Genomic DNA, 23,041 nt, shown 5'->3' on the forward strand with positions numbered 1-23,041 from the left:
AGTAAAGCTCTCTCCCCCACCCACGTCAACGTCATTGCCGCAGTACCGGGCGAACCGTCGTGTTCGATCGATGTTCGAGCATGTTCGAGTCGAACCGCCCCCGTCCCGTCCACCGTGACAGGCCACTCCGACAGCCGACGCCGCCGACGAGCCGGCCGACGTGCGACCCTGCCCGGGTGCGACCACGTCTGCCCTCGCCGCTGTGCGAGCTGTCCGATCCCCGCCTGACCACCCTCGGCCTGCGCCTGCGCCTCAAACGGGACGACCTGATCCATCCCGAGGTGCCGGGCAACAAGTGGCGCAAGCTGAAGTACAACCTGGTGGCGGCCCGCGAGCGGGGCGAGCACACCCTGCTGACCTTCGGCGGCGCCTACTCGAACCACCTCCGGGCCACCGCCGCCGCCGGCCGCGCGCTCGGCCTGGCCACCGTCGGCGTGGTGCGCGGCGAGGAGCTCGCCGACCGCCCGCTCAACCCGTCGCTCGCCTTCGCGGCCGAACGCGGCATGCGGCTGGTGTTCGTGGACCGCGCCACCTACCGGGCCAAGCACACGCCGAAGGTGCTGGAGCGGCTGCTCGCCGCACACGGGCCGGCGTACGTACTGCCCGAGGGCGGCAGCAACGAGGCCGCCGTGCGCGGGTGCGCGGAGCTGCCCGCCGAACTCGGCGACGACGTCGACACGGTCTGCGTCGCGGTGGGCACCGGCGGCACGCTGGCCGGGATCGCGGCGGGACTGCCCGCCGGGCGGCACGCGATCGGCTTCGCGGTGCTCGGGGGCGGCTTCCTCGCCGACGAGGTGGCCGACCTCCAGCGCCGCACCTACGGCGCCCCGACCGACAACTGGCACGTGGAGAACGACTTCCACCACGGCGGCTACGCCCGGCGCGGCCCGGAACTGGACACCTTCCTCGCCGACTTCGCGGCCCGACACGGCTTCGCGCCCGAACCGGTCTACGTGGGCAAGATGTTGTTCGGGCTGTTCGCCCTCGCCGAGCGCGGCGCCTTCGCCCCGGGCACCCGGCTGGTCGCGGTGGTCACCGGCTGACCCGGTCGCGCGACGCGCTCGAACCGGGGCCGCGCCGGCGCGGGCGGTCCGGGCCGCACGACGCGAAAAGCGGTGGTCCGCCGTCCCCACGACCGGACCACCGCTCCGAACGACCCGCCGCCCCCCGCCGGCCGTCGTTCCCGTCCATCCGTTCCGTCGCCCCGTGTCGCCGGTCCCGATGTCGTCGCCCGCCTCCGCCGTCCCCCTCGAACGGCCCTCCCCGAGGCTCCCCCTGGGCTCTCCCCGTGCCGACAACTCTGGCGCTCGGCCCGGGGGCGCGACATCCGTACGGATACTCAGAAGCGCACCGAGTACCGGGGCCATATCCCCGTCGATCATCGTTTCGGGGCACCGCGGATCCGTGGAAAGAAATCTTCCCCGCGCGTACAACCCTGGACGGGGGTCGCGAGTCTTACCAATCGTGACCCGCTGGGGGGTGGGCCCGTAGACCGTGGGGAGCGGTCGCGGGACGGAGCGGGGGACCAGGCCCGGGGGGCGGGCCTGGTCCCCCGCTTCCGCATATACGCTCTACCGACGTGGCTCGCATTGTGATCGTCGGCGCAGGTATCGGTGGATTGGCGGTGGCCGCTCGGCTGGCCACGCTTCGACACGAGGTGACGATCTGCGAACGGTCGTCCTCGACCGGCGGGGCCTCCGGGTCGATCGTCCGCGACGGCTTCACCTTCACCACCGGCCCCGGGCTGCTCACCCTGCCGGCCGTCTACCGCGACCTGTTCCTCAAGACCGGCGCGGCGATCGAGGACGTGGTGGACCTGGTCCCGCTCGCCTCCCCCACCCGCGAGTCGTTCGCCGCCGCGACCGGGGCGCGTACCGTCGTCGACCTCCCCAACGCCTCCCGGTCCGGGATCCACGACGCGTTCGAGGCGGGCTTCGGGGCGGGTGCGGGCGACGATTGGCAGCGGCTGCTGCACCGGGCCGGCGAGATGTGGGGGATCACCCGGAAGAGCTTCATCGAGGCGCCGCTCCTGGCCGACCCGGCCCGGCGGGCCGAGCGGCTGCGCAGCGCCGGGAGCGGGCGGGCCGACCTGCGCGTCACCGCCCCGTGGCGCTCGTTGCGCTCGCTCGGCCGGGCCACGCTGAGCGATCCCCGGCTGCGCGCCCACCTGGAGCGCTTCGCCGCCGAGGCGGGCTGCCATCCGGGCAAGGCGCCCGCGACGCTGGCCACGCTGCCCTACCTGGAGGAGACCTTCGGGGTGTGGTGGGTGCGCGGCGGCCTGCACCGGATGACCGAGGCGCTGCACGCGCGCTGCCTGCAGCGGAAGGTGCGGGTGCGCACCGACACCGAGGTCGTGGCGATCGAACGCGAGGGCGATCGGGTCGGCGGCGTGCGCCTGGCCGACGGCGGGCGCCTGACCGCCGACATCGTGATCACCGACCTGCCCACCGACCCGCACGCGGCCGGGCTGCTGTCCGGCCCGGGGGCCGCCGGGGCGCGACGGGTGCCGGCCGCCTCCGCGACGCTCGAACTGCATCTCGCGCTGCGCGGGCACACCCCCGGGACGCCGCACCGCACCTATCTGTTCGCGGACGATCCGGATCGGGAGCCGGACGCGCTGTTCGCCCGACGCCCCGCGCCGCCGAGCGATCCGACGTTGTGCGTGCTCGCCCCCGACGACCCGGCGCTGGCCCCCGAGGGGCACAGCGCGTGGACGGTACAGCTGCGCGTGCCGCCGCACGGCGTCGTGGACTGGGCCTCGGCCGCCGTCCGGGACACCTGCTCCGCGACCCTGCTCGACCTGCTGGCCCGGCGCGGCCTCGACGTGCGCGACCGGGTCCTGTGGTCCGAGTTGCGCACCCCCGCCGACGTGGCGGCGGCCACCGGGGCTCCGGGCGGCGCGGTGCCGGGCGCGGGCGCCGACGGTCCGCGCAGCGCGCCGCGCCGGGTGCCGAACCGGTCGGCCGTACCGGGTCTGTTCTCGGTCGGCGCGAGTGCCCATCCGGGCGGCGGGCTGCCCCGGGTCGGCATGTCGGCGGCGCTGGTGGCGGAGCTGATCGGGCGCGCGTAGGGCCTGGCTCGCGGTGTCCGGCCGGGTTCGGGGTTTCCGGTCGGGCCGGGTTCAGCGGGCCTTGGCCCGGCGGCCCTTCGGGCGGCGACCGCTGACCGTCCAGCCGTGGTGGTAGGCCTTGCGCACATAGCGGGTGGTCAGGAACTGGCCGACCGCGAAGCAGAACGCGCCGATGCCGACCACCACCGGGTTCTTGATGCCGACACCGGCGGCCACGCCGACGAAGCCGACGAAGGCCAGCACGCGGTAGCGGAACGGGGCGCCGTGTTGCCACAGCACCTCGGTCAGCAGCCACAGTCCGATCGGCACGAACAGGATGTAGAGCACCACCAGGCCGAACTGCACGGTCGATCCCTCCGTTACCGGTTCGTGGCCTCACCCTAGAGGGTGAACCGGTCGTCGGGAGGAAAGCGCGTCAGCCGACTTCGGTCGAACCGGCGCCCCGTGCCGCGCCGGCGTCCCCGTCCAGCCCGAGGTTCTGGTAGATCTCGGTGGTCGCGGTCGACCGGTTCAAGGTGATGAAGTGCAGGCCCGGCGCGCCCTCGGCGAGCAGCCGCTCGGACATCCGGGTGGCGTACTCCACCCCGATCGCGCGCACCGCCGCCCGGTCGTCGCCGACCGCCTCGACCGCCGCCGACAGGTCGGCCGGCACCGAGCAGCCGCTCAGCTCGTCGGCCCGCACCAGCGTGGTCGGGCTGGTCACCGGCATCACCTCGGGGATGATCGGGATGTCGCACCCGGCCGCCGCGACCCGGTCGCGCAGGCGCAGGTAGTCCTCGACGTCGAAGAACATCTGGGTGATCGCGTAGTCGGCGCCCGCGCGGCACTTGGCCACGAAGTGCCGGATGTCCTCGTCCCAGTCGCTCGACCGCGGGTGCATCTCCGGGAACGCGGCGATGCCCACGCAGAAGTCGCCCGACGCGCGCAGCAGTTCGACCAGTTCGACGGCGTAGGTGAAGCCGTCGGGGTGGGCGACCCACTCGCCCTTCGGGTCGCCCGGCGGGTCGCCGCGCAGCGCGAGCACGTTGCGCACGCCCGCGTTGGCGTACTGCCCGATGATGTTGCGCAGCTCGGCGCGCGAGTGGCCGACCGCGGTGAGGTGCCCCACGGGGGTGAGCGTGGTCTCGGTGGCGATCCGCTCGGTCGTGTCGACGGTCAGGCCCCGGCTGGAGCCGCCCGCGCCGTAGGTGACCGAGACGAAGGTCGGCGCCAGTGCCTCGACGCGGCGGATGGCCTCCCACAGGGTGCGGGTGCCCGCCTCCGTGCGTGGGGGCATGAACTCGAAGGAGAAGGACCGGGTGCCGTCCGCGAGGAGATCGCGAATGGCCGGAGTTCGACTGATTCGGGTGGCTGCCGCACCGAGAGACATGCACGCAGGTTATCGGGCGTTCCGCGCGGTGAGGTAGACCTTCCACTCCGCGAGACGACCGGGCGACCCGGGCTTCACGGCGGGCGACCAGGGGACTCGCACCCGGCGCAAGTTAGGCTGCCCCGTATTTCCTGTTCGTTTCCCCGCCTTCGACGGAAGACTCCATGGCTGCCGAATCCTTCCCCGTACACCCCCTGGACCGGGGCGGCCTCCGGCAGCGGATCAATGCCGCGCTGGGCGATTTCATGGACCGACAGGCGCGGGTGCTCGCCGACGTGGGCGAGGGCATGGTCCCGGTCACCGCGGCGCTGAACGACTTCGTGCTCGACGGCGGCAAGCGGCTGCGCCCCGGCTTCTGCTACTGGGGGTGGCGCGGGATCGCCGGTCCGGGGCGGGCGGACGAGGCCATCGTGCGGGCGGCCACCGCGCTGGAGCTGCTCCAGGCCAGCGCGCTGATCCACGACGACCTGATGGACAGCAGCGACACCCGGCGCGGCAAGCCGGCCGTGCACCGCCGATTCGAGGGGTTGCACGGAGAAAATCGCTGGGTCGGCTCGGGCGAGTCGTTCGGCTCGGCGGCGGCGATCCTGCTCGGTGACCTGTGCCTGTCCTGGTGCGACGAGATGTTCGGCGCCAGCGGGGTGGACGACCGGGCGCTGCGCGCGGCCAAGCCGCTGTTCGACGTGATGCGCACCGAGGTGATGGCGGGCCAGTATCTCGACGTGCTGGAGCAGGCGATGGGCGGCGGCTCGGTCGAGCGGTCACGACGGGTGATGCGGTTCAAGTCCGCCAAGTACACGATCGAGCGCCCCCTGCACGTGGGGGCCGCCCTGGCCGGCGCCGACCCGGCCGCCTTCGCCGCCTACTCCGCCTACGGGCTGCCCCTCGGTGAGGCCTTCCAGCTGCGCGACGACGTGCTCGGCGTCTTCGGCGACCCCGAGCGGACCGGCAAGCCCGCCGGGGACGACCTGCGCGAGGGCAAGCGCACCGTGCTGCTCGCGCTGGCCGGCGAGCGGGCCGACGCCGCCCAGAACGAGGTGCTCACCGCGCTGGTCGGCGATCCGGCGCTGAGCGACACCGGGGTCAAGGAGCTGCGCGCGGTGATCGAGGACACCGGGGCGCTCGCCGACGTCGAGACGATGATCACCGACCTGACGGAGCGGGCCCTGACCGCCCTGGCCGGCGCGCCGATCGCCGAGGACGCGCGCGAAGTCCTGCGCGAGCTGGTCGACGCCGCCACGGTACGCAGCGTCTAGGACCGGGCGGACGGGGGTGCGCGGACCGAGCGCGAACGGCGCGCCGAGGGCCGCGGGCCGGTGGTGTTCCGGCTCGGCCACCCGCCCCCGGTGCGGGTGCGCGGTGTGCTCGTCGCGGTCCTCGGACAGCGCCTGCGGCGGATTGCGGCCGACCAGGTAGATCCCGCCGATCACGGCGCCGAGTACGAGCAGCGGGAACAGCAGCGCGCCCCCGTTGTCCGGTGTCGCGCTCGGGCGGGACGCCGGGATCCCTGGTGCGCCGGCCGCGAGCCGCGGGTTCGGGATCCGGGATCGGCCGGGCGTCGTGGCGGGTGTCGCGGGGTGCGGCAGGTCGTGGGCGCGGGCATCCTCTGCGGACCCCGGACGGAAGGAGACGTCGGGTGTGTCCATCTCGGCAGTCTGGCCGCCGGATCGATCCGACTCGGCCGGAATGCGCCATCCTCCGGCCCAACCACCCGATCGGCGCACACCGGGCGCGGGTCAGGGCAGGACGGCCGCGAAGCTCGCGTAGTGGTCGTCGCTGTAGAAGCGCTCGGTGTTCCTTCCGGTGACGATCCGCCGTGCGCCGCGATCGGCGGACCCGGGGGTGCGGACCGTGTACTCGCGGTAGTAGCCGTCGGGCCTGCCGGGGAGCAGCTTCTCCCGGTTGCCGAAGACGATGCCGTCGCGGGAGTACGGGAACGGGCCGCCGGCCGCGATCAGGGCCAGCGTCTCGCGGGCCTCGGCGGGCAGGTCGCCGGCGGCGACGGTACGCATCCGGGCGGGCACCCAGGTGGGACGCGCGGACGCGGTGTCGCCGCGCCCCGACATCGACGCGGTACCGACGGACGTGCCGGCCGCGGTGGACGCCGCCGGCGTCCGGTTCGCCCCGGTGCCGGGACGCGCCCCGTCGCCGTCGCCGCGCGTGAACGCGAGGACCAACGCGAGTGCCGCGACGAGCGCGAGCACCGTGACGACGACCAGATTGCGCCGCTGGGCACCGGACATGTCCCGCATCGTGCCGGCCCGCCCGCCGCACCGGGCCGATCCCGGAGCCGTACGCGCCGAACGACACCCGAACCGCGTACACGGCCGCTCGGGTGCGAATCCGTCGGCCCGGGGTCAGCCCGAGGTCAGCCGTTCGACGAACCGGGCCGTCGCCTCGGCCGGGTCCGCGGCCTCGGTGATCGCGCGGACCACCACCACCCGGGTCGCGCCGGCGGCCAGCACCTCGTCGAGGTTGCCGAGGTCGATGCCGCCGATCGCGAACCACGGCCGGGTCGGCCGCAGTGCGGCGGTGTACCGCACCAGGTCCAGGCCCGGGGCGGGTCGGCCCGGCTTGGTCGGGGTCGGCCACACCGGTCCGGTGCAGAAGTAGTCCACCCCCGGCTCCACGAGCGCCGCGTCCACCTCGGCCTCGGCGTGCGTGGAGCGCCCGATCAGCACGTCGCCGCCGATGATCGCCCGCGCCGCGGGGACCGGCAGGTCGTCCTGTCCCAGGTGCAGCACGTCGGGGCCGATCGTGTGCGCGACGTCGGCCCGGTCGTTGACCGCGAGCAGCTTCCCGTGTCGGCGGCAGGCGTCCCGGAACACCTCCAGGTATTCCAGCTCCGGTCGGGCCTCCAGGCCCTTCTGCCGCAACTGCACGATGTCCACGCCCGCGCCGAGCACCGCGTCCAGGAACGCGGGCAGGTCACCCTGCCGCTCCCGCGCGTCGGTGCACAGGTACAGGCGCGCGTCGGCCAACCGTTCCTGACGGCTCGTCATCGGCCCGGCCTCAGATCGCCAGCGCCTGGGCGCGTCGCCGCACCTCGGTCATCCGGTTCTCCTGCAGCGCCTGCACCGGCGTGCCCGGCAACGTGTCGTCGGCGGTGAACAGCCACTCCAGCGCCTCCTCGTCGGAGAAGTTCGAGTCGGAGAGCAGGGTCAGCGTGCCGACGAGGCCCTTGACGATGTTGCCGTCCTGGAAGAAGTCGGCGGGCACCTGGAGCGCCCGGTGCTCGCCGCGGCGCACCGCGAGGAACTTGCGCTCCTTGAGCTGCTGCCGGACCTTGAGGATGTCCACACCGAGGATCTCGGCGATCTCGGGGAGGGTCACCCAGGCGGGGACGAGGGCTTCGGTTTTCGGGTCGATCTCGCTCATCCGGCCAAGTCTAGGTTCCGCGGCCGGCCGCGCCCGCCGGCGCCGGTCACCGGACCGTCGACTTGAGCGGGTTCTCCGGGTCGGCGAAGCGTTCCCGGTCCACCGGGGTGCCCAGTTGCACGAGCTTGCGGCCCTGGGCGAGGTCGCGCGGACGGGCCACCGCGAGCAGCGCCACGAGCCGGTCGCCGGCGAACCAGCCCGCGGACCACTTGCCGTCCTCGCCGGCGTCGCGGAACACCAGTTCGTCGCCTTCGCCGTGCCGGCCGACGTACTGCACCATGCGGCCGAACTGGTCGGACCAGAAGTACGGGACCGGGTCGTAGGCCTGCTCGCCGCCGAGCAGGTTGGCCACGAGCACGCGCGGCGCCTGGAGCGCGTTGTCCCAGTGCTCGACGTGCATCCGGGTGCCGTAGCGGGCGGATGGGAACTCGACGCAGTCGCCGACCGCGTGCACCCCGGGCATCGAGGTGGCCAGGTGCTCGTCCACCTCGACGAAGCCCCGCGCGGTGCGGGCGACGGCCGATCCCGCCAGCCAGTCGGTGGCCGGGCGTACACCGATGCCGACCACGATCGCGTCGGCGCGCAGCCGGCGGCCGTCGGTCAGGTGTACCGCGCCCGGCTCCAGGCGATCCACCCGCGCGCCGAGCAGCAGTTCCACGCCGGCCTCGGCGTACCAGGGCACGAAGCGCTCGCCGATCGGGTCGGGGAAGGGTCCGGCGAGCGGGGTGTGCAGCGCCTCGACCACGGTGGTCGGGCAGCCCGCGGCGACCGCGGCGGTGGCCACCTCGGCGCCGATCCAGCCGGCGCCGACGATCACCACGTGCGCGCCGGGCACGAGCGCGGCGCGCAGCGCGCGGGCGTCGTCGATGGTGCGCAGCACGTGGACGCCGGGCACCTCGGCGGCGCCGGGCAGGTGCAGCACGCGCGATCCGGTGGCGATCACCAGGCGGTCGTATTCGATCGTTCCCGCGTCGGTGTCCACCACACCCTCGCGCAGCCCCGTGGCGGTGCGGCCGAACAGCACCTCGGTGTCGAGCGCGGCCCAGTCCGCCTCGAAGGAGGTGTCGTCGGTCTTGCCGGCCAGGACCTCCTTCGACAGCGGCGGGCGGTCGTACGGCGCGTGCGCCTCGGCGCCGAGCAGGGTGACGCGTCCGGCGTACCCCTGTTCCCGCAGCGCCACCACGGTTTGCAGGCCGGCCATGCCGGCACCCACGACGAGCACGTTGTCCATGCGGGGCAGCCTATGACGCGCGCCCCGGTCGCCGACGAGCAGGGTCTTGACTCAGTCAAGGAGATCGGCGGGCGCCGCTCGGGTGCCCCGGATGGCGCCCGGGGCGTGTCGTAGTGTGGAGAGGTCACGGGAGCCCGGTGAGACCGGGCTGAGAGGGGGGCTGCGAGCCCCCGACCGTCCGAACCTGATCCGGGTCATACCGGCGAAGGGAGTTCTGCTCATCATGTCCAACACCGGCACGGCCGGCCCCCCGGGCGTCGACGTCGTGGTCGTCGGCGCGGGCGTCGTCGGGCTGTCGATCGCCTGGCGCGCCCGCACCCGGCACGGCCTCGCCGTCACCGTGGTCGACCCCGCCCCCGGCACCGGCGCCTCGCACGCCGCGGCGGGCATGCTCACGCCCGTCTCCGAACTCCAGTACGGCGAGGAGAGCCTGCTCCGGCTGAGCATCGAATCGGCCCGGCGCTACCCGGAGTTCGCCGCCGAACTGGCCGACGCCGCGGGGCTGCCCTCGGGTTACCGCGCGTGCGGCACGATCGCGGTCGCGCTGGACGCGGACGACCGGGCGGTGCTCAAGGACCTGCACGCCTACCAGGAGCGGCTCGGCCTGCGCTCGGACCGGCTGACCAGCCGCGAGTGCCGCCGCCTCGAACCCATGTTGTCCCCGGCGATCACCGGCGGCCTGCACGTCGGGGACGACCACCAGATCGACAACCGCGCCCTGGTGGCGGCGCTGCTCGCGGCCTGCGCGCGGGCGGGCGTGACGATCGTGCGCGAGGGCGTCGAGCGTGTCCTGGTCGCCGCCGAGCGCGCGTACGGTGTGCGACTGCGCGACGGGCGGGCGCTGACCGCCGATCAGGTGCTGCTCGCCGCCGGGTGCCACTCGGCGCGGATCCCGGGCCTGCCGCCCGAGGTGGTGCCCCCGGTGCGTCCGGTCAAGGGCGAGATCCTGCGGCTGTCCGTACCGTCGGCGATGCGCCCGCTGCTGTCCCGCAACATCCGGGGCGTGGTCAAGGGCGGCAGCATGTACCTGGTCCCGCGCGTGAGCGGCGAACTGGTGATCGGCGCCACCGAGCACGACCTCGGGTTCGACACCGAGGTCACCGCGGGCGGGGTCTACGAACTGCTCCGCGACGCGCACGAACTCGTCCCCGGCGTGACCGAGTTGCCGCTGGTCGAGACGCTGGCGGGGCTGCGCCCGGGCAGCCCGGACAACGCGCCGATCCTGGGTCGCTCCGCGCTGGCCGGTCTGGTGGTGGCCACCGGCCACCACCGGCACGGCATCCTGCTCACCCCGATCACCGCCGACACCGTGGCCGACGTGCTCGCGCACGGCACCACCCCCGACCTCATCGCGCCCTTCGGGCCCGACCGTTTCACGACGAGCGCCGCCCGGAAGGTGATGGCATGACCGACATCGACGACATCGGGAGCATCGAGGTCTCCGTCAACGGCGACCGGCGCGACGTGGCGACCGGCACCACCGTGGCCGACCTGGTGGCCACGCTGACCACCGCCGCCAAGGGCGTGGCGGTCGCGGTCGACGAGGCCGTGGTGCCACGCGGCGCGTGGGCCGAGACCGTGCTCGACGCGGGCAGCCGCGTCGAGGTGCTGACCGCCGTGCAGGGAGGGTGACCACGATGGCCGACGACACGCTGGTGATCGGCGGGGAGTCCTTCACCTCGCGGTTGATCACCGGGACGGGCGGTGCGCCGAGCCTGGAGGTGCTGGAGCAGGCGCTGATCGCGTCCGGCACCGAGATCACCACGGTGGCGATGCGCCGGGTGGACCCGGGCACGGCGGGCTCGGTGCTCGACGTGTTGCGCCGCCTCGGCATCCGGGTGTTGCCGAACACCGCCGGGTGCTTCACCTCGGGCGAGGCGGTGCTCACCGCGCGGCTGGCCCGGGAGGCGCTGGAGACCGACTGGGTCAAGCTCGAAGTCGTGGCCGACGAGCGTACGTTGCTGCCGGACGGGGTCGAGTTGGTGGACGCCGCCGAGCGGCTGGTCGACGACGGGTTCCGGGTCCTGGCGTACACCAACGACGACCCGGTGCTCGCGCGCCGGCTCGAACAGGTGGGCTGTGTGGCGGTGATGCCGCTGGGTTCGCCGATCGGCTCGGGTCTGGGCATCCGCAATCCGCACAACATCCGGCTGATCACCGAGCAGGCCGGCGTCCCGGTGGTGCTCGACGCGGGTCTGGGCACCGCGTCCGACGCGGCGCTCGCGATGGAGTTGGGCTGCGACGCGGTGATGTTGGCGACCGCGGTCACCCGGGCACAGTCGCCGCTGCTGATGGCCGAGGCGATGCGGCACGCGGTGGAGGCCGGCCGGCTCGCCCACCGCGCCGGGCGCATTCCGATGCGCCACCACGCGCACGCGTCGTCACCCACGGCCGGCATGCTGGACGCAAGCCCCGAACATCCCGCCTTCCGAGCCGTACCGGCCCCGTGAACCGCGTCGGCCCGGCGACGGGGGAACCATGGGGAAGACCGTCGGCGTCCACGAGGCAGTGGACCCTACACTCCTGAACATGGACACGACCTTGAATGATCCGCTCGTCGGGCGGCTGCTCGACGGTCGATACCGGGTCGATGCCCGAGTTGCCGCAGGTGGCATGGCCACGGTGTACCGGGCGCTCGACACTCGACTCGATCGCGTCGTCGCCCTCAAGGTGATGCACGCCGGGCTCGCCCAGGACCCCGAGTCCACCCGCCGCTTCATCCTGGAGGCGAAGGCCGCCGCGCGGCTGTCGCATCCCAACGTGGTCAACGTCTTCGACCAGGGCACCGACGGCACCGTCGCCTATCTCGCGATGGAATACGTCGAGGGCCGCACGCTGCGCGAACTGCTGCAGGACCTGGGCAACATGACCCCGCGCGAGGCGTTCGGGGTGCTGGAGCCGATGCTCGCCGCGCTGTCCGCCGCACACCGGGCGGGCTTCGTGCACCGCGACGTCAAGCCGGAGAACGTCCTGATCTCCGACGACGGCGGGATCAAGCTCGGCGACTTCGGCCTGGCCCGCGCGACCACCACGACCGCGACCGCGGCGACCGGCAAGGTCCTGGTCGGCACGGTCGCCTACCTCGCGCCCGAGCAGGTCGAACGCGGCGAGTCCACCCCGCGCTCCGACGTGTACGCGGCGGGCGTGGTGCTCTACGAGATGCTGACCGGCCGTCAACCGCACCACGGCGCGACCGCGGTCGAGGTCATCTACAAGCACGTGCACGCCGACGTGCCGCCGCCCTCGCACGCGGTGCCGGGCCTGTCCACCACGCTGGACACGCTGGTCCGCGCGGCCACCGTGCGCGATCCGGAGCAGCGGCCGGGCGACGCGGAGGAGCTGCTCGGTCTGGTGCGCCGGACCCGGCACGCGATGCCCGACGCGGAGTTGGACTTCGGCGCGGCGCTGCGCCTGCCGCCGCCGCCCGAGCCGATCAACGACAACGCCACCAGCGTGTTCCGGGCGGGCGAGGTGATGCTGCCGCCGCATCTGGCGCCGCTCGGGTTGAGCGTCGACTCGATGGACGACGAGCAGGCGCGCTACGGCGGCTACGGGGAGCCCTACTCCGAGGAGCAGCAGGTCTACGCGCCGGCCGCCGCCCCGGGGGTGCCGGCCCAGGCCCCCGGCGGCGGGTATCCCAACCAGCCGGCGCTGCCCGGCCGACGGCGCCGGCGCGGGCCGTCGCGGGGCGTGCTCGTGCTGGCGATCGTGCTGCTCGTGGCGGCCGCGATCGGCGGCGGCGCGTGGTGGTACGGCTCGGGCCGCTACGCCGACGTACCCGGGGTGCTGAACATGACCCGGGCCGACGCGGAGAAGCGCATCAAGAACGCCGGCCTCAAGGTGGAGTACATCGGCGACGGGGAGTTCAACGAGATCGTCGCCAAGGACTCGGTGATCTCCACCGACCCGGCCCCCGGCAAGAACGTGTCGAGCGGATCGACCGTCAAGGTCAAGCTGTCCAAGGGCCCGGAGCGGCACGTGGTGCCGGCGCTGGCGAACCTGAAGCTGGAGGACGCGAAGAAGGCGCTCGCCGACGCGGCCCTCAAGCCGGGCACCGAGACCAAGGTGGCCAGCCCCAAGCCGCCGGGCACGGTGGTGGGCAGCACGCCGGCCGCCGGCGAGCAGTTGCAGCGGGACAGCGTGGTCGCCCTGACGGTCAGCCGGGGCCCCGACACCCAGGTGCCGGACCTGACCGGGCTGAGCCTGGACGAGGCCAAGGCCCGGTTCCAGCCCACGAGCGGGGTCACCGTCGAGGCGGACCCGACCGCGCAGTTCTCGGACACCGTGCCGCAGGGTCGGATCATGTCGTTCGTGCCGGGCGTCAACGCCAACGTGCAGTACGGGACGAAGATCGTGGTGGTGCTGTCCAAGGGGCCGGACCTGGTCCAGGTACCGCCGGTGACGGGGATGAGCCCCGACGACGCGGGTCGCACCCTCCAGGCCGCGGGGTTGCGGGTCAACAACCGGATGATCCCGCTGATCCCGGCCAACGTCGGCAAGCAGGATCCGGCGGCCGGCTCGATGGTCAAGCGCAACAGCGAGGTCTTCATCTCGAACTTCTAGTCGCGCCCCGTCCCGCCGGGCCCTCGGGTCCGGCGGGACGACCCGTACGAAGGCCCCGCTCCGACTCGCGTCGGGCGGGGCCTTCGGGTGTGCCGGGACGTGTCTTCGAACCCCCGTCGGGCTCCGCGGCGTCCGGTGCCGTGCATCGTGGGTCCGGGCGGGCGCGGCTCAGGTCAGCGCGGGGCCCTCGCCGGTCTCCTCCTGGTAGGAGTAGCGCTGCTCCTGCCACGGGTCACCGATGTTGTGGTAGCCCCGCTCCTCCCAGAAGCCGCGCTTGTCGGCGACCATGTACTCGATCCCGCGCACCCACTTGGGGCCCTTCCAGGCGTACAGGTGCGGCACGATCAGCCGGACCGGGAAGCCGTGCTCCGCGGTCAGCGGCTCGCCGTTGTGGTGGGTGGCCAGGATCGTCTGGTCGCTCGCGAAGTCGAACATGCGCAGGTTCGAGCTGAAGCCGTACTCCGCCCACACCATCGCGTGGGTGACCTCGGGCGCGGGCGGGGCGATCTCCATCAGCTTGGCTATGGTCAGCCCGGTCCACTCGTTGCCCAGCATGCTGAACTTGGTCACACAGTGGAAGTCGGCGACCACGGTCTCGTGCGGCAGCGCCGAGAACTCGTCGTGGTTCCAGCAGTGCTTCTCCCCCGAGGCGGTCGCGCCGAAGACGCGGAAGTCCCATATCTCGGGCTTGAACCGCGGGACGGGTCCGTAGTGCAGAACGGGCCAGCCGCGCTGGATCCGCTGGCCCGGCGGAAGTCGCGGATCGCGGTCCGGAGCCTCGGTCCCACCTTGTGCCGCTTCCGTATGCCCCATACCTCACATGGTCCCAGACGCCCCGACCGACTATCGACCGCCCCTGCCGGCGCCGAAGCCGCGGACCGACCCGTTTTCGCGGCGCCGCCCGGGACGGGCGGGCGGTCGGCGCGCGGCGGGACATGTTCGACATTGGAAGGCAAGGCTGCCCTTCGTGGCGGAAGTGCTACCAAAAGTGACAGGATTCGAAGGAACTCCCGCCTCATGTGTGCCCGGGGTTCCCCCACGTCTTTCATGTTCACAGCCCGTCCCACACCGGAAGGTGCGTCGCGATGCACAGTGACCCGCAGATCATCGAGCTCCTGAACGAACAGCTCACGGCGGAACTCACCGCGATCAACCAGTACTTCCTGCACGCGAAGATGCAGGAGCACCGGGGTTACATCAAGCTCGCGGCCTGGACCCGCCACGAGTCGATCGACGAGATGAAGCACGCCGAACGGCTCACCGACCGCATCCTGATGCTGGAGGGCCTGCCGAACTACCAGCGCCTGAACGCGCTGCGCATCGGCCAGAACCTGGAGGAGATGTTCCGCGCCGACCTGGCGGTGGAGATGGAGGCCGTGGAGCGGCTGCGGCGCGGGATCCCGCTGATGCGCGAGAAGGGCGACGTGACGTCGGCCAACATCTTCGAGGAGATCCTGGCCGACGAGGAAGAGCACGTCGACTACCTGGAGACGCAGCTCGGCCTGCTCTCCGAGGTGGGCGAGCAGCTCTACATCGCGGGCCTGCTCAAGCAGCCGAACGAGAGCTGACCGAAAGCACACGATCGATCGGGGCTTGTGTCACCGATCACCCGGTATTCCCCCCGGCGAACCCTGAGGTTACCCTTACCTAAGTAACCTCGCCGCTGGGGGGAAATCTCCGTGTATGTCTGCATGTGCTTCGGCGTCACCGACCGTCAGGTCAACGACCGGATAGCCGACGGCGCCCGCACCATGCGCGAAATCGCCCAGTCCTGCGGCGGCGCGGGCACCGACTGCGGCCGGTGCGTCAAGAGCATCACCGCGATGTTGCCCCGCGACGAGTCCCGACGCCGGCGGCGCGAGTCGTGCGGCGAGGCGGACACCTGCGCGACCGCCTGCGAGGGCACCGCCCCGACCGTCGAGCCCGTCGCGCTGCCGATGCCGACCGTCGTCGCCGCGGCCCTGCCCGACAACGTGGTCCCGCTGCGCCGGCACTCCGCCGCCTGATCAGCCCTTCGCCGCCTGCGCGATCGCGCTCGCGGCCCGCGCGCAACCGGCCGCGTCCACGTCCATGTGCGTGACCAGGCGCACCAACCTCGGCCCGAACGCCGACACCAGCACCCCCTCCGCCCGGCAGCGCTCGGCGACCGCGGCCGCGTCCGGCTGCCGCTCCCCCAGCTCGACCAGCACGATGTTGGTCTCCGGGTCGACCACCGCGAAGCCCGCGTCGCGCAGCAGCACGGCCAGCTCCCGCGCGTGCTCGTGGTCCTCGGCCAACCGCTCGACGTGGTGCTCCAGGGCGTACCGTCCGCCCGCCGCGAGGATGCCCGCCTGGCGCATGCCGCCGCCCATCCGGTGCCGCATCCGCCGCGCCTCGGCCTCGTACTCGGCGGGCATCATCAGCACCGACCCGGCCGGTGCGCCGAGCCCCTTGGACAGGCACACGCCGAGCGAGTCGAACAGCGCCCCATAGGTGCGCAGCGGGGTTCCGGTGGCCACGTGCGCGTTCCAGATCCGCGCGCCGTCGCAGTGCAGCGGCAGCCCGTATCCGCTCACCAGCTCGCGGATCGCGGTCAGCCGCTCCAGCGGGTACACCGAGCCGCCGCCCCGGTTGTGCGTCTGCTCGACGGCGACCAGGTCGGTGCCCACCGTGTACGGGTTCCCGACCCGGATCAACCGGGCCAGGTCGGCCGGGTCGAGCAGGCCGCGCGGGCTGAGCGTGGTCCGGGTCTGGACGCCGCCCTGCGCCGCCGCCGCGCCGTCCTCGTGCGCGACGATGTGCGCGTCGGCGTCCAGGACCAGCTCGCCGCCCGCCGGGACGGTCAGCCGCACGGCCAGCTGGTTGGCCATCACGCCGGTCGGCGTGAACAGCGCGAACGGCTGCCCGAACAGGTCGGCGACGTACTCCTCCAGGTCCCGGACGGTCGGGTCCTCGGCGTAGACGTCGTCGCCCACCTCGGCGGCGGCCATCGCCGCGCGCATCGCGGGGCCGGGCTTGGTGACGGTATCGCTGCGCAGGTCGATGAAGGTCATGGCGGCAGCATTACAGACGCCGCCGAGGGCGGATCCTCCGGTGGGAGGGTCCGCCCTCGGGGCGCGTCGGTCGGGCCGGATCAGCTCTTGCGGTACATCTCCGCGACCAGGAAGGCCAGGTCGAGCGACTGGCTGCGGTTCAGCCGGGGGTCGCACGCGGTCTCGTAGCGCTGGTGCAGGTCGTCGACGAAGATCTCGTCACCGCCGCCCACGCACTCCGTGACGTCGTCGCCGGTCAGCTCGACGTGGATGCCGCCCGGGTGCGTGCCGAGCGCGCGGTGCACCTCGAAGAAGCCCTTGACCTCGTCGAGGACGTCGTCGAAGCGGCGGGTCTTGTGCCCGCTGGACGCCTCGAACGTGTTGCCGTGCATCGGGTCGGACACCCACACCGGCTGCGCGCCGGCCGCGGCCACCTTCTCCACCAGGGCCGGGAGGTTGTCCCGGACCTTGCCGGCGCCCATGCGGACGATGAAGGTCAGTCGGCCCGGGTCGCGGTTCGGGTCGAGCTTGTCGATCAGCGCGAGCGCGTCCTCGGGAGAGGTGGTCGGGCCGAGCTTGACGCCGATCGGGTTGCGGATCCGGGAGGCGAACTCGATGTGCGCGCCGTCGAGCTGCCGGGTGCGCTCGCCGATCCACACCATGTGGCCGGACACGTCGTACAGGTCGCCGGTGCGCGAGTCGACCCGGGTCAGCGCGTCCTCGTAGTCCAGGATCAGCGCCTCGTGGCTGGCGTAGAACTCCACGGTGCGGAATTCCTCGGGGTCGGTCCCGCACGCGTGCATGAAGCGCATCGCGCCGTCGATCTCGGCCGCGAGCCGCTCGTAGCGCTCGCCGGAGGGGGAGAGCGCGACGAAGTCCTGGTTCCAGGCGTGCACCTGGCGCAGGTCGGCGTAGCCGCCCGTGGTGAACGCGCGCACCAGGTTCAGCGTCGCCGAGGACGAGTGGTACATGCGCTTGAGCCGCTCGGGGTCCGGCATCCGGGCGGCCTCGGTGAAGGCCAGCTCGTTGACCGCGTCGCCCCGGTAGGACGGCAGGGTCACCCCGTCGCGGGTCTCGGTGCCGCTGGAGCGCGGCTTGGAGTACTGCCCGGCCATCCGGCCGACCTTGACCACCGGCACCGAGGCCGCGTAGGTCAGCACGACGGCCATCTGCAGCAGCGTCTTGAGCTTGTTCTTGATCGCGTCGGCGGTGTTGCCGACGAAGGTCTCGGCGCAGTCGCCGCCCTGGAGCAGGAACGCTTCGCCCTTGGCCACCGACGCGAGCCGACCACGAAGCTGGTCGCACTCGCCGGCGAAGACGAGCGGCGGATAGGAACGGAGGTCCGCGAGGGCGGAGCCCAGGGCCTCGTTGTCCGGCCACTCGGGCTGTTGCGCCGCCGGGAGGGTTCGCCAGGATTCGATGTCGTTCAGGGTCACCGCTCAAGACTAAGCGGAGTGGCAACCCGATTGAGGCCGGCGCCCGGAGAGCGAGACGCGGAACACGGGTGCCGGCTCCACCGACGCCCGGCGAGCGCGGCGCGAAACCCCCGGGATCCGGCGAACCCCGCCGGAAAGCGGTGACCCCGCGCGGTCGAGGGGATAGGATTCCGGGCGTGATCGCGATCAGTTTCCATCGACACTCCTGGTGGCCCGTCCCTGCGGCGGCCCACTGAATTCGCGATCACCCCACGATCCGACGGCCGCCCGGCAGGGCGGCCCTTTGTTTGTCCCGGACCCGGCGGCGCACCCGCCCGGACCGGACGGACAACCGGCGGATCGCCCGGTCGGGAGGGCGTCTCTTCCGACCGAGGAGCACCCATGCGCACCGCCGACGCCCTGTCCCCGCTGTTCTCCGCCGCCCCGCCGCCGTTCGCGCTGATCCGGCGCGAGCACTCGCCCGTGGTCGAACTCCTGACCGGCGAGATCGTCGACGCGCCCGGCCTCGACGCGCTGCCGCTGCCGGCCGCCGGCGACGGGCCCGGGCACGAACTGCTCGCCCTGGTGCCGTACGGGCAGATCCGCGAGCGCGGGTTCGAGTACCGCGAGGACGGCACGCCGCTGCGCTGCCTGCGGGTCACCGAGCAGCACGAGCTGCCCCTGGCCGAGGTGCTGGCCGCGCTGCCGCAGGTGCCGGTCGCGCTGCGCGGCGGCGGCTTCGACGTGGACGACGAGAGCTACGCCGTGATCGTCAAGCGGGTGATCGAGGAGGAGATCGGCCGGGGCGAGGGCGCCAACTTCGTCATCCGGCGCGACTACCGCGACCACATCGAGGACTACACGCCCGCCTCGGCGGGCACCCTGCTGCACCGGCTGCTGACCCGGGAGAGCGGCGCGTACTGGACCTACCTGATCCACACCGGCGAGCTGACCCTGGTCGGCGCCAGCCCCGAGCGGCACGTGAGCTCGATCGGCGGCGAGGTGGTGATGAATCCGATCAGCGGAACCTATCGGCATCCCGCCGAGGGTCCCTCGCGCGAGGGGTTGCTGGCCTTCCTGCGCGATCCGAAGGAGATCGACGAGCTGTTCATGGTCGTCGACGAGGAACTGAAGATGATGAGCGAGGTGTGCGACCTCGGCGGCGCGGTGGAGGGCCCCTTCCTCAAGCCGATGGGCCACCTCACGCACACCGAATACCTGCTGCGCGGGGTGACCTCGCAAGACGTGGGCACCGTGCTGCGCGGCACCATGTTCGCGCCCACGGTGACCGGCAGCCCGCTGGAGAACGCGTGCCGCGTGATCCGCCGGCACGAGCCGACCGGGCGCGGCTACTACTCGGGGGTGCTCGCGCTGATCGGGCGCGACGGGGAGGGGCGACGCACGCTGGACGCGCCGATCCTGATCCGGACCGCGTACATCACCCCCGACGGCGGCCTGCGGGTGCCCGCGGGCGCGACCCTGGTCCGGCACTCCACCCCCGAGCACGAGGTGGCCGAGACGCACGCAAAGGCGGCCGGGGTGCTGGCCGCGCTCGGCGTGGTGCCGGCCGCCGGGGCCGCCGGGAACACGACGCTCGCGGCCGATCCCGACGTGCTAGCGGTACTGGCGGAGCGTAATGCCGCGCTCGCCCCGTTCTGGCTGCGGCCGCGGGACGGGCACGCGCTGCGCGCGCCGGAGCTGGCGGGGCGGCATGTTCTGGTGGTGGACGGCGAGGACACCTTCACCGCGATGCTCGCGCACGTGTTGCGCACGCTGGGCCTGCGGGTCGAGGTCAGGTCGCACGACGACGTCACCTCGCGGCGGGTGCGCACCGCCGACCTGGTGGTGCTCGGCCCCGGACCGGGCGACCCCCGCGACACCGCGCACCGCAAGATCCGACTGATGGGCGCGTTGTTGCGGACCCGGCTCGACGCGGGCGGCCCGCTGCTCGCGGTCTGCCTGGGACACCAGTTGTTGTCCCACGAGCTGGGCCTGGAACTGATCCGCGAAGAGCGGCCGTACCAGGGCAAGCAGGAGACCATCGACCTGTTCGGCCGGCCGGAACGGGTCGGCTTCTACAACGCGTTCACCGCGCTGCGGCCGACCGCCGGGGTGCCCAACGTGGAGTTCGCCGCCGACCCGTTCAGCGGCCGGGTGCACGCGTTGCGGTCGAGCCGGATGCGGCTGGCGGGCGTGCAGTTCCACCCCGAGTCGGTACTCACCCACAACGGCCTGGCCATCGTGCGGGAGCTGCTCGCCGGGTTGTGAGCGCCGCGGGTGGGCGCCGGCGGGCGCGGGCCGGGTGGGCACCCGGTCCGCGCCCGGCGCGGCGCGGCCGCGCCGGGTCGCCCGCGGGGGCGCGGATCCGCCGGGAGCGCATCCGGCGTCGCACCGGCGTGCGACCATAATCGCGTTGCTCGCCGCGGTACGACGGAGGATGCTCGACCCCGTTCGTTGGCCGATCCCAGTGGAGGGGGTTCCCGTGGGCTCCGATTGTCCGCCGCACGACCCCGTCGACTGGAGCGGTCGCAAGCGCTGTCGCAAGTGTGGAGTCACCTTCGGCGGACCGCGCCCGCTGCCCCCCTCGCCACCGGACGCAGATGGCTGATTCGCCGCCCCCGCCGCCGAACTTCCATACGGCGCCGCGCACTCCGTGGGACGCACTGCCCACCGACGCGCGCGCCGCGGTCGAACGGTGTGCGGGGCGCGTGCTGGGGGTCGCCACGGTGTGGGCCGGATTCAACTGCGAGTTCGCCGCCACGGTGACCACCGAACGATCACGCTTCTTCGTCAAGGGTGTTCCGCGCGATCATCCGGCCGCCCGCCAGCAGCGGGTCGAGGTCCGGCTCGCGCCGCACGTGCACACCGTCGCGCCCCGGCTGCGCTGGGAGGTGCGGCTGGACGACTGGGTGTTGCTCGGCTTCGACCACATCACCGGCCGGCACGCCGACTTCGCGCCGGGCACCGCCGATCTGCCGCTGGTCGCCGACGCGCTGCGCCGACTCGGCCGGGTCGCCGTACGAGACCTGCCGCTGCCGCGGATCGAGGAGCGCTGGCGTTCGCTGTTGACCCACCGTCAGCTCGAACTGCTGCGTGGGGAAAGCCTGTTGCACACCGATCTGCACCCGCACAACGTGCTGATCGGCGGCCGGGGGCCGCGCGCCTACCTGGTCGACTGGGCGCAACCGGCCCGCGGCCCGGCCTGGATCGAGGTCACCATGGTCGCCGGCCGGCTGATGGACGAGGGCCACACCGCCGAACAGGCGGCCTCCTGGGCGGACCGCTTCGCGTGCTGGCGCACCGTCTCGCGGGAGGCGATGGAGACCTTCGTGTTCGCCGCCACCAACCAGTGCTCGCGCGGCATCGGCGCCGCCGACGCCGCACCCTGGAACGCCCGCCTGACCGCCCTGGCCGAGGCCCGCGCCGCCCGAACCCACCGCCGCGCCTGCCCCACCCGCCCCGTCGGTTCGCGCCGCCGCTCGACACTGGACTGACCCTCGCCCCCCGAGGTTTCGCACGGGCCGCCCGCGAAGCCGCCCGCCGGGCTGCCCGAATATCCCCTGGGGCCCACGGTGTACCGCCCGGTAGGCTCCGGCCGTTCGCACATTCGGTCGAACGGGCTCCTTCCTACGACGGGTACTCCGCATGCGTCTGCGTCGTTGTCTCGCCTCGACGGCGTTCCTCGTGCTGCTCGGGTCGCCCACGGCCGTCGCGGCCCCGGTCCCCACTTCCCCGGCGGCGGAGGTGCCGCCGGGCGACGAGCAGGTCGAACTGACCGGGGTACCGGACCGGATCCGGCCGGCCGTTCCCGTCGAGCTCACCGCGACGATGCGCAACGCCGGTCCGGCCCCGCTGCTCCTGGAGCCCGAGGTGTCGATCGGCGGGGATCGGGGGATCGCCCCGGAGCAGGTGCGCCTGGAAGTCCTCGACCCGGTCGGCGGCACCTGGGTGCTCAGGCCCCTGGGCACGCTCGGCTCGACGGCGCTGCCGTTCCCCGGCGCGGCCGCGATCACCGAGACCTCGGGTCGGCTCGCACCCGGCGCGACGGTCGACTTCCGACTGCGATTCACGATCGCGGCGAACGTTCCGACGCAGTTCGTCCAGGTCTCCATGGGCGGCCGAAGCCACTCCCCGAACACCGGCGACGAGCCGCGCTTCACCAGGGGCTTCGCGATCGACGCCGCGCTGCTCGGGCCGGACGGCGGCGCGCCCACGCGCCCCCCGTCCCCGGACGAGACCCGCCCGCCGTCCGTGCCGAACGCGGGCCCGGACCGGTCCGGCGGTGTCGCGAGGATGTTCCCCACGGCGCGGCGCGGCGACGGTCCGACGTTCAATCTCGTCGGCGTCCCCGGTCGACTCCAGGCGGGCGGCGGCGCGGCCGAGTTCAAGGTCACGTTCACCAACGACACCGGCCGGATCATCCCCGGCGTGCGTCCGGAGGTGGTGTTCACCACCGGCCAGTCCCCGATCACCCCGCGGCAGTTGGTGGTCGAGGTGTACGACTCCTACGACCGGGGCTGGAGTCCGGTGTCGCTCCGAGTACTCACCGACCCCGCCAACGGCCGCGACGCGCACCTCGCCGGTGTCCTGACGCCCAAGCCGTGGGACGGCCAACGGCAGCTGCCGCCCGGCGAGTTCGCGACCATCTCGCTCCGGGTGTCGATCCCGGACGGCTCACCGGTCGCGGGCGGCGACCTCGCCGTACTCGCCGGGGGCGCGGCCCCGAACGGGGTGGGCCCCGACCTCTCCTCGCGCAGCGACTACCAGGTGCTCCACGTGCCCAACCCCGGCGGGCCGACGCGCGCGCCCACGCTGCGGCCCGAACTGCCGCCGACCGCCCCGGACTCGGCCGCCGGGCAGCGCAGGGAGGACCACGACGACACGTTCACCTTCGCCACCGTCGCGATCTGGGTCACCCTGGCGGTCCTCGGCGGCACCATCGTGCACTTCGCCCGCAAGAACCGTCGGCAGGGCGCCGGGACCCCGCTCGGACCCGACGCCTGA

General features: G+C 73.2%; 21 protein-coding genes and 1 riboswitch. Of the genes, 12 read left to right on the forward strand and 9 right to left on the reverse strand.

Features of this window, described 5'->3' with window-relative positions:
• Positions 1-176 precede the first annotated feature (176 nt).
• Together EMA17_RS19270 and EMA17_RS19275 are read left to right on the forward strand one after the other, a co-directional pair.
• Positions 177-1,043: a 1-aminocyclopropane-1-carboxylate deaminase/D-cysteine desulfhydrase gene (locus tag EMA17_RS19270; protein WP_126638311.1), complete on the forward strand. Its 867-nt coding sequence runs from the start codon at positions 177-179 to the stop codon at positions 1,041-1,043.
• 536 nt (positions 1,044-1,579) lie between these two features.
• Positions 1,580-3,070 (forward strand): phytoene desaturase family protein, encoded by a 1,491-nt coding sequence (locus EMA17_RS19275; RefSeq protein ID WP_218042932.1) that lies wholly within the window; start codon positions 1,580-1,582, stop codon positions 3,068-3,070.
• A 51-nt stretch (positions 3,071-3,121) separates the two neighbouring features.
• Here the strand turns inward: EMA17_RS19275 and EMA17_RS19280 are convergent, their stop codons facing one another.
• Positions 3,122-3,415 (reverse strand): hypothetical protein, encoded by a 294-nt coding sequence (locus EMA17_RS19280; protein WP_126638312.1) that lies wholly within the window; start codon positions 3,413-3,415, stop codon positions 3,122-3,124.
• Positions 3,416-3,485: 70 nt separating this feature from the next.
• Positions 3,486-4,439: a methylenetetrahydrofolate reductase [NAD(P)H] gene (gene metF, locus EMA17_RS19285; protein WP_126638313.1), complete on the reverse strand. Its 954-nt coding sequence runs from the start codon at positions 4,437-4,439 to the stop codon at positions 3,486-3,488.
• A gap of 164 nt (positions 4,440-4,603) precedes the next feature.
• Here metF and EMA17_RS19290 point away from each other — a divergent pair, with 164 nt between their 5' ends.
• Positions 4,604-5,695: a polyprenyl synthetase family protein gene (locus EMA17_RS19290; protein WP_126638314.1), complete on the forward strand. Its 1,092-nt coding sequence runs from the start codon at positions 4,604-4,606 to the stop codon at positions 5,693-5,695.
• A gap of 480 nt (positions 5,696-6,175) precedes the next feature.
• Here EMA17_RS19290 and EMA17_RS19295 read toward each other — a convergent pair whose 3' ends face one another.
• From EMA17_RS19295 to EMA17_RS19310, 4 genes are all read right to left on the reverse strand, one after another.
• A complete protein-coding gene (locus EMA17_RS19295; RefSeq protein ID WP_126638315.1) occupies positions 6,176-6,682 on the reverse strand; it encodes a guanyl-specific ribonuclease in 507 nt (168 codons plus the stop codon).
• Between the two features lie 114 nt (positions 6,683-6,796).
• Positions 6,797-7,441 carry a thiamine phosphate synthase gene (thiE, locus tag EMA17_RS19300; protein WP_126638316.1) on the reverse strand — a complete coding sequence of 215 codons (645 nt, stop codon included), beginning with the start codon at positions 7,439-7,441 and terminating at the stop codon, positions 6,797-6,799.
• 10 nt (positions 7,442-7,451) lie between these two features.
• Entirely contained in the window at positions 7,452-7,817 is a 366-nt protein-coding gene (locus EMA17_RS19305; RefSeq protein WP_126638317.1) for an Rv2175c family DNA-binding protein, read from the reverse strand.
• 46 nt (positions 7,818-7,863) lie between these two features.
• The gene (locus EMA17_RS19310; RefSeq protein ID WP_126638318.1) at positions 7,864-9,048 is read right to left on the reverse strand and encodes an NAD(P)/FAD-dependent oxidoreductase; all 1,185 of its coding nucleotides are present in this window, start codon (positions 9,046-9,048) and stop codon (positions 7,864-7,866) included.
• 116 nt (positions 9,049-9,164) lie between these two features.
• Positions 9,165-9,276, forward strand: a riboswitch (TPP riboswitch).
• Between EMA17_RS19310 and thiO the strand changes: the two genes are divergently transcribed.
• The 4 genes from thiO to pknB all read left to right on the forward strand — a co-directional run bounded on the left by thiO (position 9,272) and on the right by pknB (position 13,611).
• Positions 9,272-10,456 carry a glycine oxidase ThiO gene (gene thiO / locus EMA17_RS19315; protein WP_126638319.1) on the forward strand — a complete coding sequence of 395 codons (1,185 nt, stop codon included), beginning with the start codon at positions 9,272-9,274 and terminating at the stop codon, positions 10,454-10,456. It overlaps the preceding riboswitch by 5 nt.
• Positions 10,453-10,680, forward strand: coding sequence for a sulfur carrier protein ThiS (gene thiS, locus EMA17_RS19320; RefSeq protein WP_078977569.1), 228 nt, complete (start codon positions 10,453-10,455; stop codon positions 10,678-10,680). Before thiO ends, thiS begins: the two co-directional genes overlap by 4 nt.
• A gap of 5 nt (positions 10,681-10,685) precedes the next feature.
• Positions 10,686-11,498, forward strand: a complete 813-nt coding sequence (locus EMA17_RS19325) for a thiazole synthase (RefSeq protein WP_126638320.1) — start codon at positions 10,686-10,688, stop codon at positions 11,496-11,498.
• Positions 11,499-11,577: 79 nt separating this feature from the next.
• Positions 11,578-13,611, forward strand: a complete 2,034-nt coding sequence (gene pknB, locus EMA17_RS19330) for a Stk1 family PASTA domain-containing Ser/Thr kinase (RefSeq protein ID WP_160161467.1) — start codon at positions 11,578-11,580, stop codon at positions 13,609-13,611.
• A gap of 168 nt (positions 13,612-13,779) precedes the next feature.
• On the opposite strand, the gene EMA17_RS19335 is transcribed toward pknB, so the two are convergent.
• A complete protein-coding gene (locus EMA17_RS19335; protein WP_126638322.1) occupies positions 13,780-14,424 on the reverse strand; it encodes a sulfite oxidase-like oxidoreductase in 645 nt (214 codons plus the stop codon).
• A 272-nt stretch (positions 14,425-14,696) separates the two neighbouring features.
• Here EMA17_RS19335 and bfr point away from each other — a divergent pair, with 272 nt between their 5' ends.
• Together bfr and EMA17_RS19345 are read left to right on the forward strand one after the other, a co-directional pair.
• Positions 14,697-15,179, forward strand: coding sequence for a bacterioferritin (gene bfr / locus EMA17_RS19340; RefSeq protein ID WP_126638323.1), 483 nt, complete (start codon positions 14,697-14,699; stop codon positions 15,177-15,179).
• 111 nt (positions 15,180-15,290) lie between these two features.
• Positions 15,291-15,617 (forward strand): (2Fe-2S)-binding protein, encoded by a 327-nt coding sequence (locus EMA17_RS19345; RefSeq protein ID WP_246126767.1) that lies wholly within the window; start codon positions 15,291-15,293, stop codon positions 15,615-15,617.
• On the opposite strand, the gene EMA17_RS19350 is transcribed toward EMA17_RS19345, so the two are convergent.
• Together EMA17_RS19350 and EMA17_RS19355 are read right to left on the reverse strand one after the other, a co-directional pair.
• Positions 15,618-16,643 carry a threonine aldolase family protein gene (locus tag EMA17_RS19350; protein ID WP_126638324.1) on the reverse strand — a complete coding sequence of 342 codons (1,026 nt, stop codon included), beginning with the start codon at positions 16,641-16,643 and terminating at the stop codon, positions 15,618-15,620.
• Positions 16,644-16,723: 80 nt separating this feature from the next.
• The gene (locus EMA17_RS19355) at positions 16,724-18,058 is read right to left on the reverse strand and encodes a class II 3-deoxy-7-phosphoheptulonate synthase (protein ID WP_078977563.1); all 1,335 of its coding nucleotides are present in this window, start codon (positions 18,056-18,058) and stop codon (positions 16,724-16,726) included.
• Positions 18,059-18,439: 381 nt separating this feature from the next.
• Here EMA17_RS19355 and EMA17_RS19360 point away from each other — a divergent pair, with 381 nt between their 5' ends.
• From EMA17_RS19360 to EMA17_RS19370, 3 genes are all read left to right on the forward strand, one after another.
• Positions 18,440-20,305: an anthranilate synthase family protein gene (locus EMA17_RS19360; protein WP_126638325.1), complete on the forward strand. Its 1,866-nt coding sequence runs from the start codon at positions 18,440-18,442 to the stop codon at positions 20,303-20,305.
• Positions 20,306-20,637: 332 nt separating this feature from the next.
• The gene (locus EMA17_RS19365) at positions 20,638-21,531 is read left to right on the forward strand and encodes a phosphotransferase family protein (RefSeq protein ID WP_126638326.1); all 894 of its coding nucleotides are present in this window, start codon (positions 20,638-20,640) and stop codon (positions 21,529-21,531) included.
• A 151-nt stretch (positions 21,532-21,682) separates the two neighbouring features.
• Positions 21,683-23,041, forward strand: a complete 1,359-nt coding sequence (locus EMA17_RS19370; protein ID WP_126638327.1) for a hypothetical protein — start codon at positions 21,683-21,685, stop codon at positions 23,039-23,041.

Source organism: Embleya hyalina (genome assembly GCF_003967355.1).
Lineage (GTDB): Bacteria > Actinomycetota > Actinomycetes > Streptomycetales > Streptomycetaceae > Embleya > Embleya hyalina.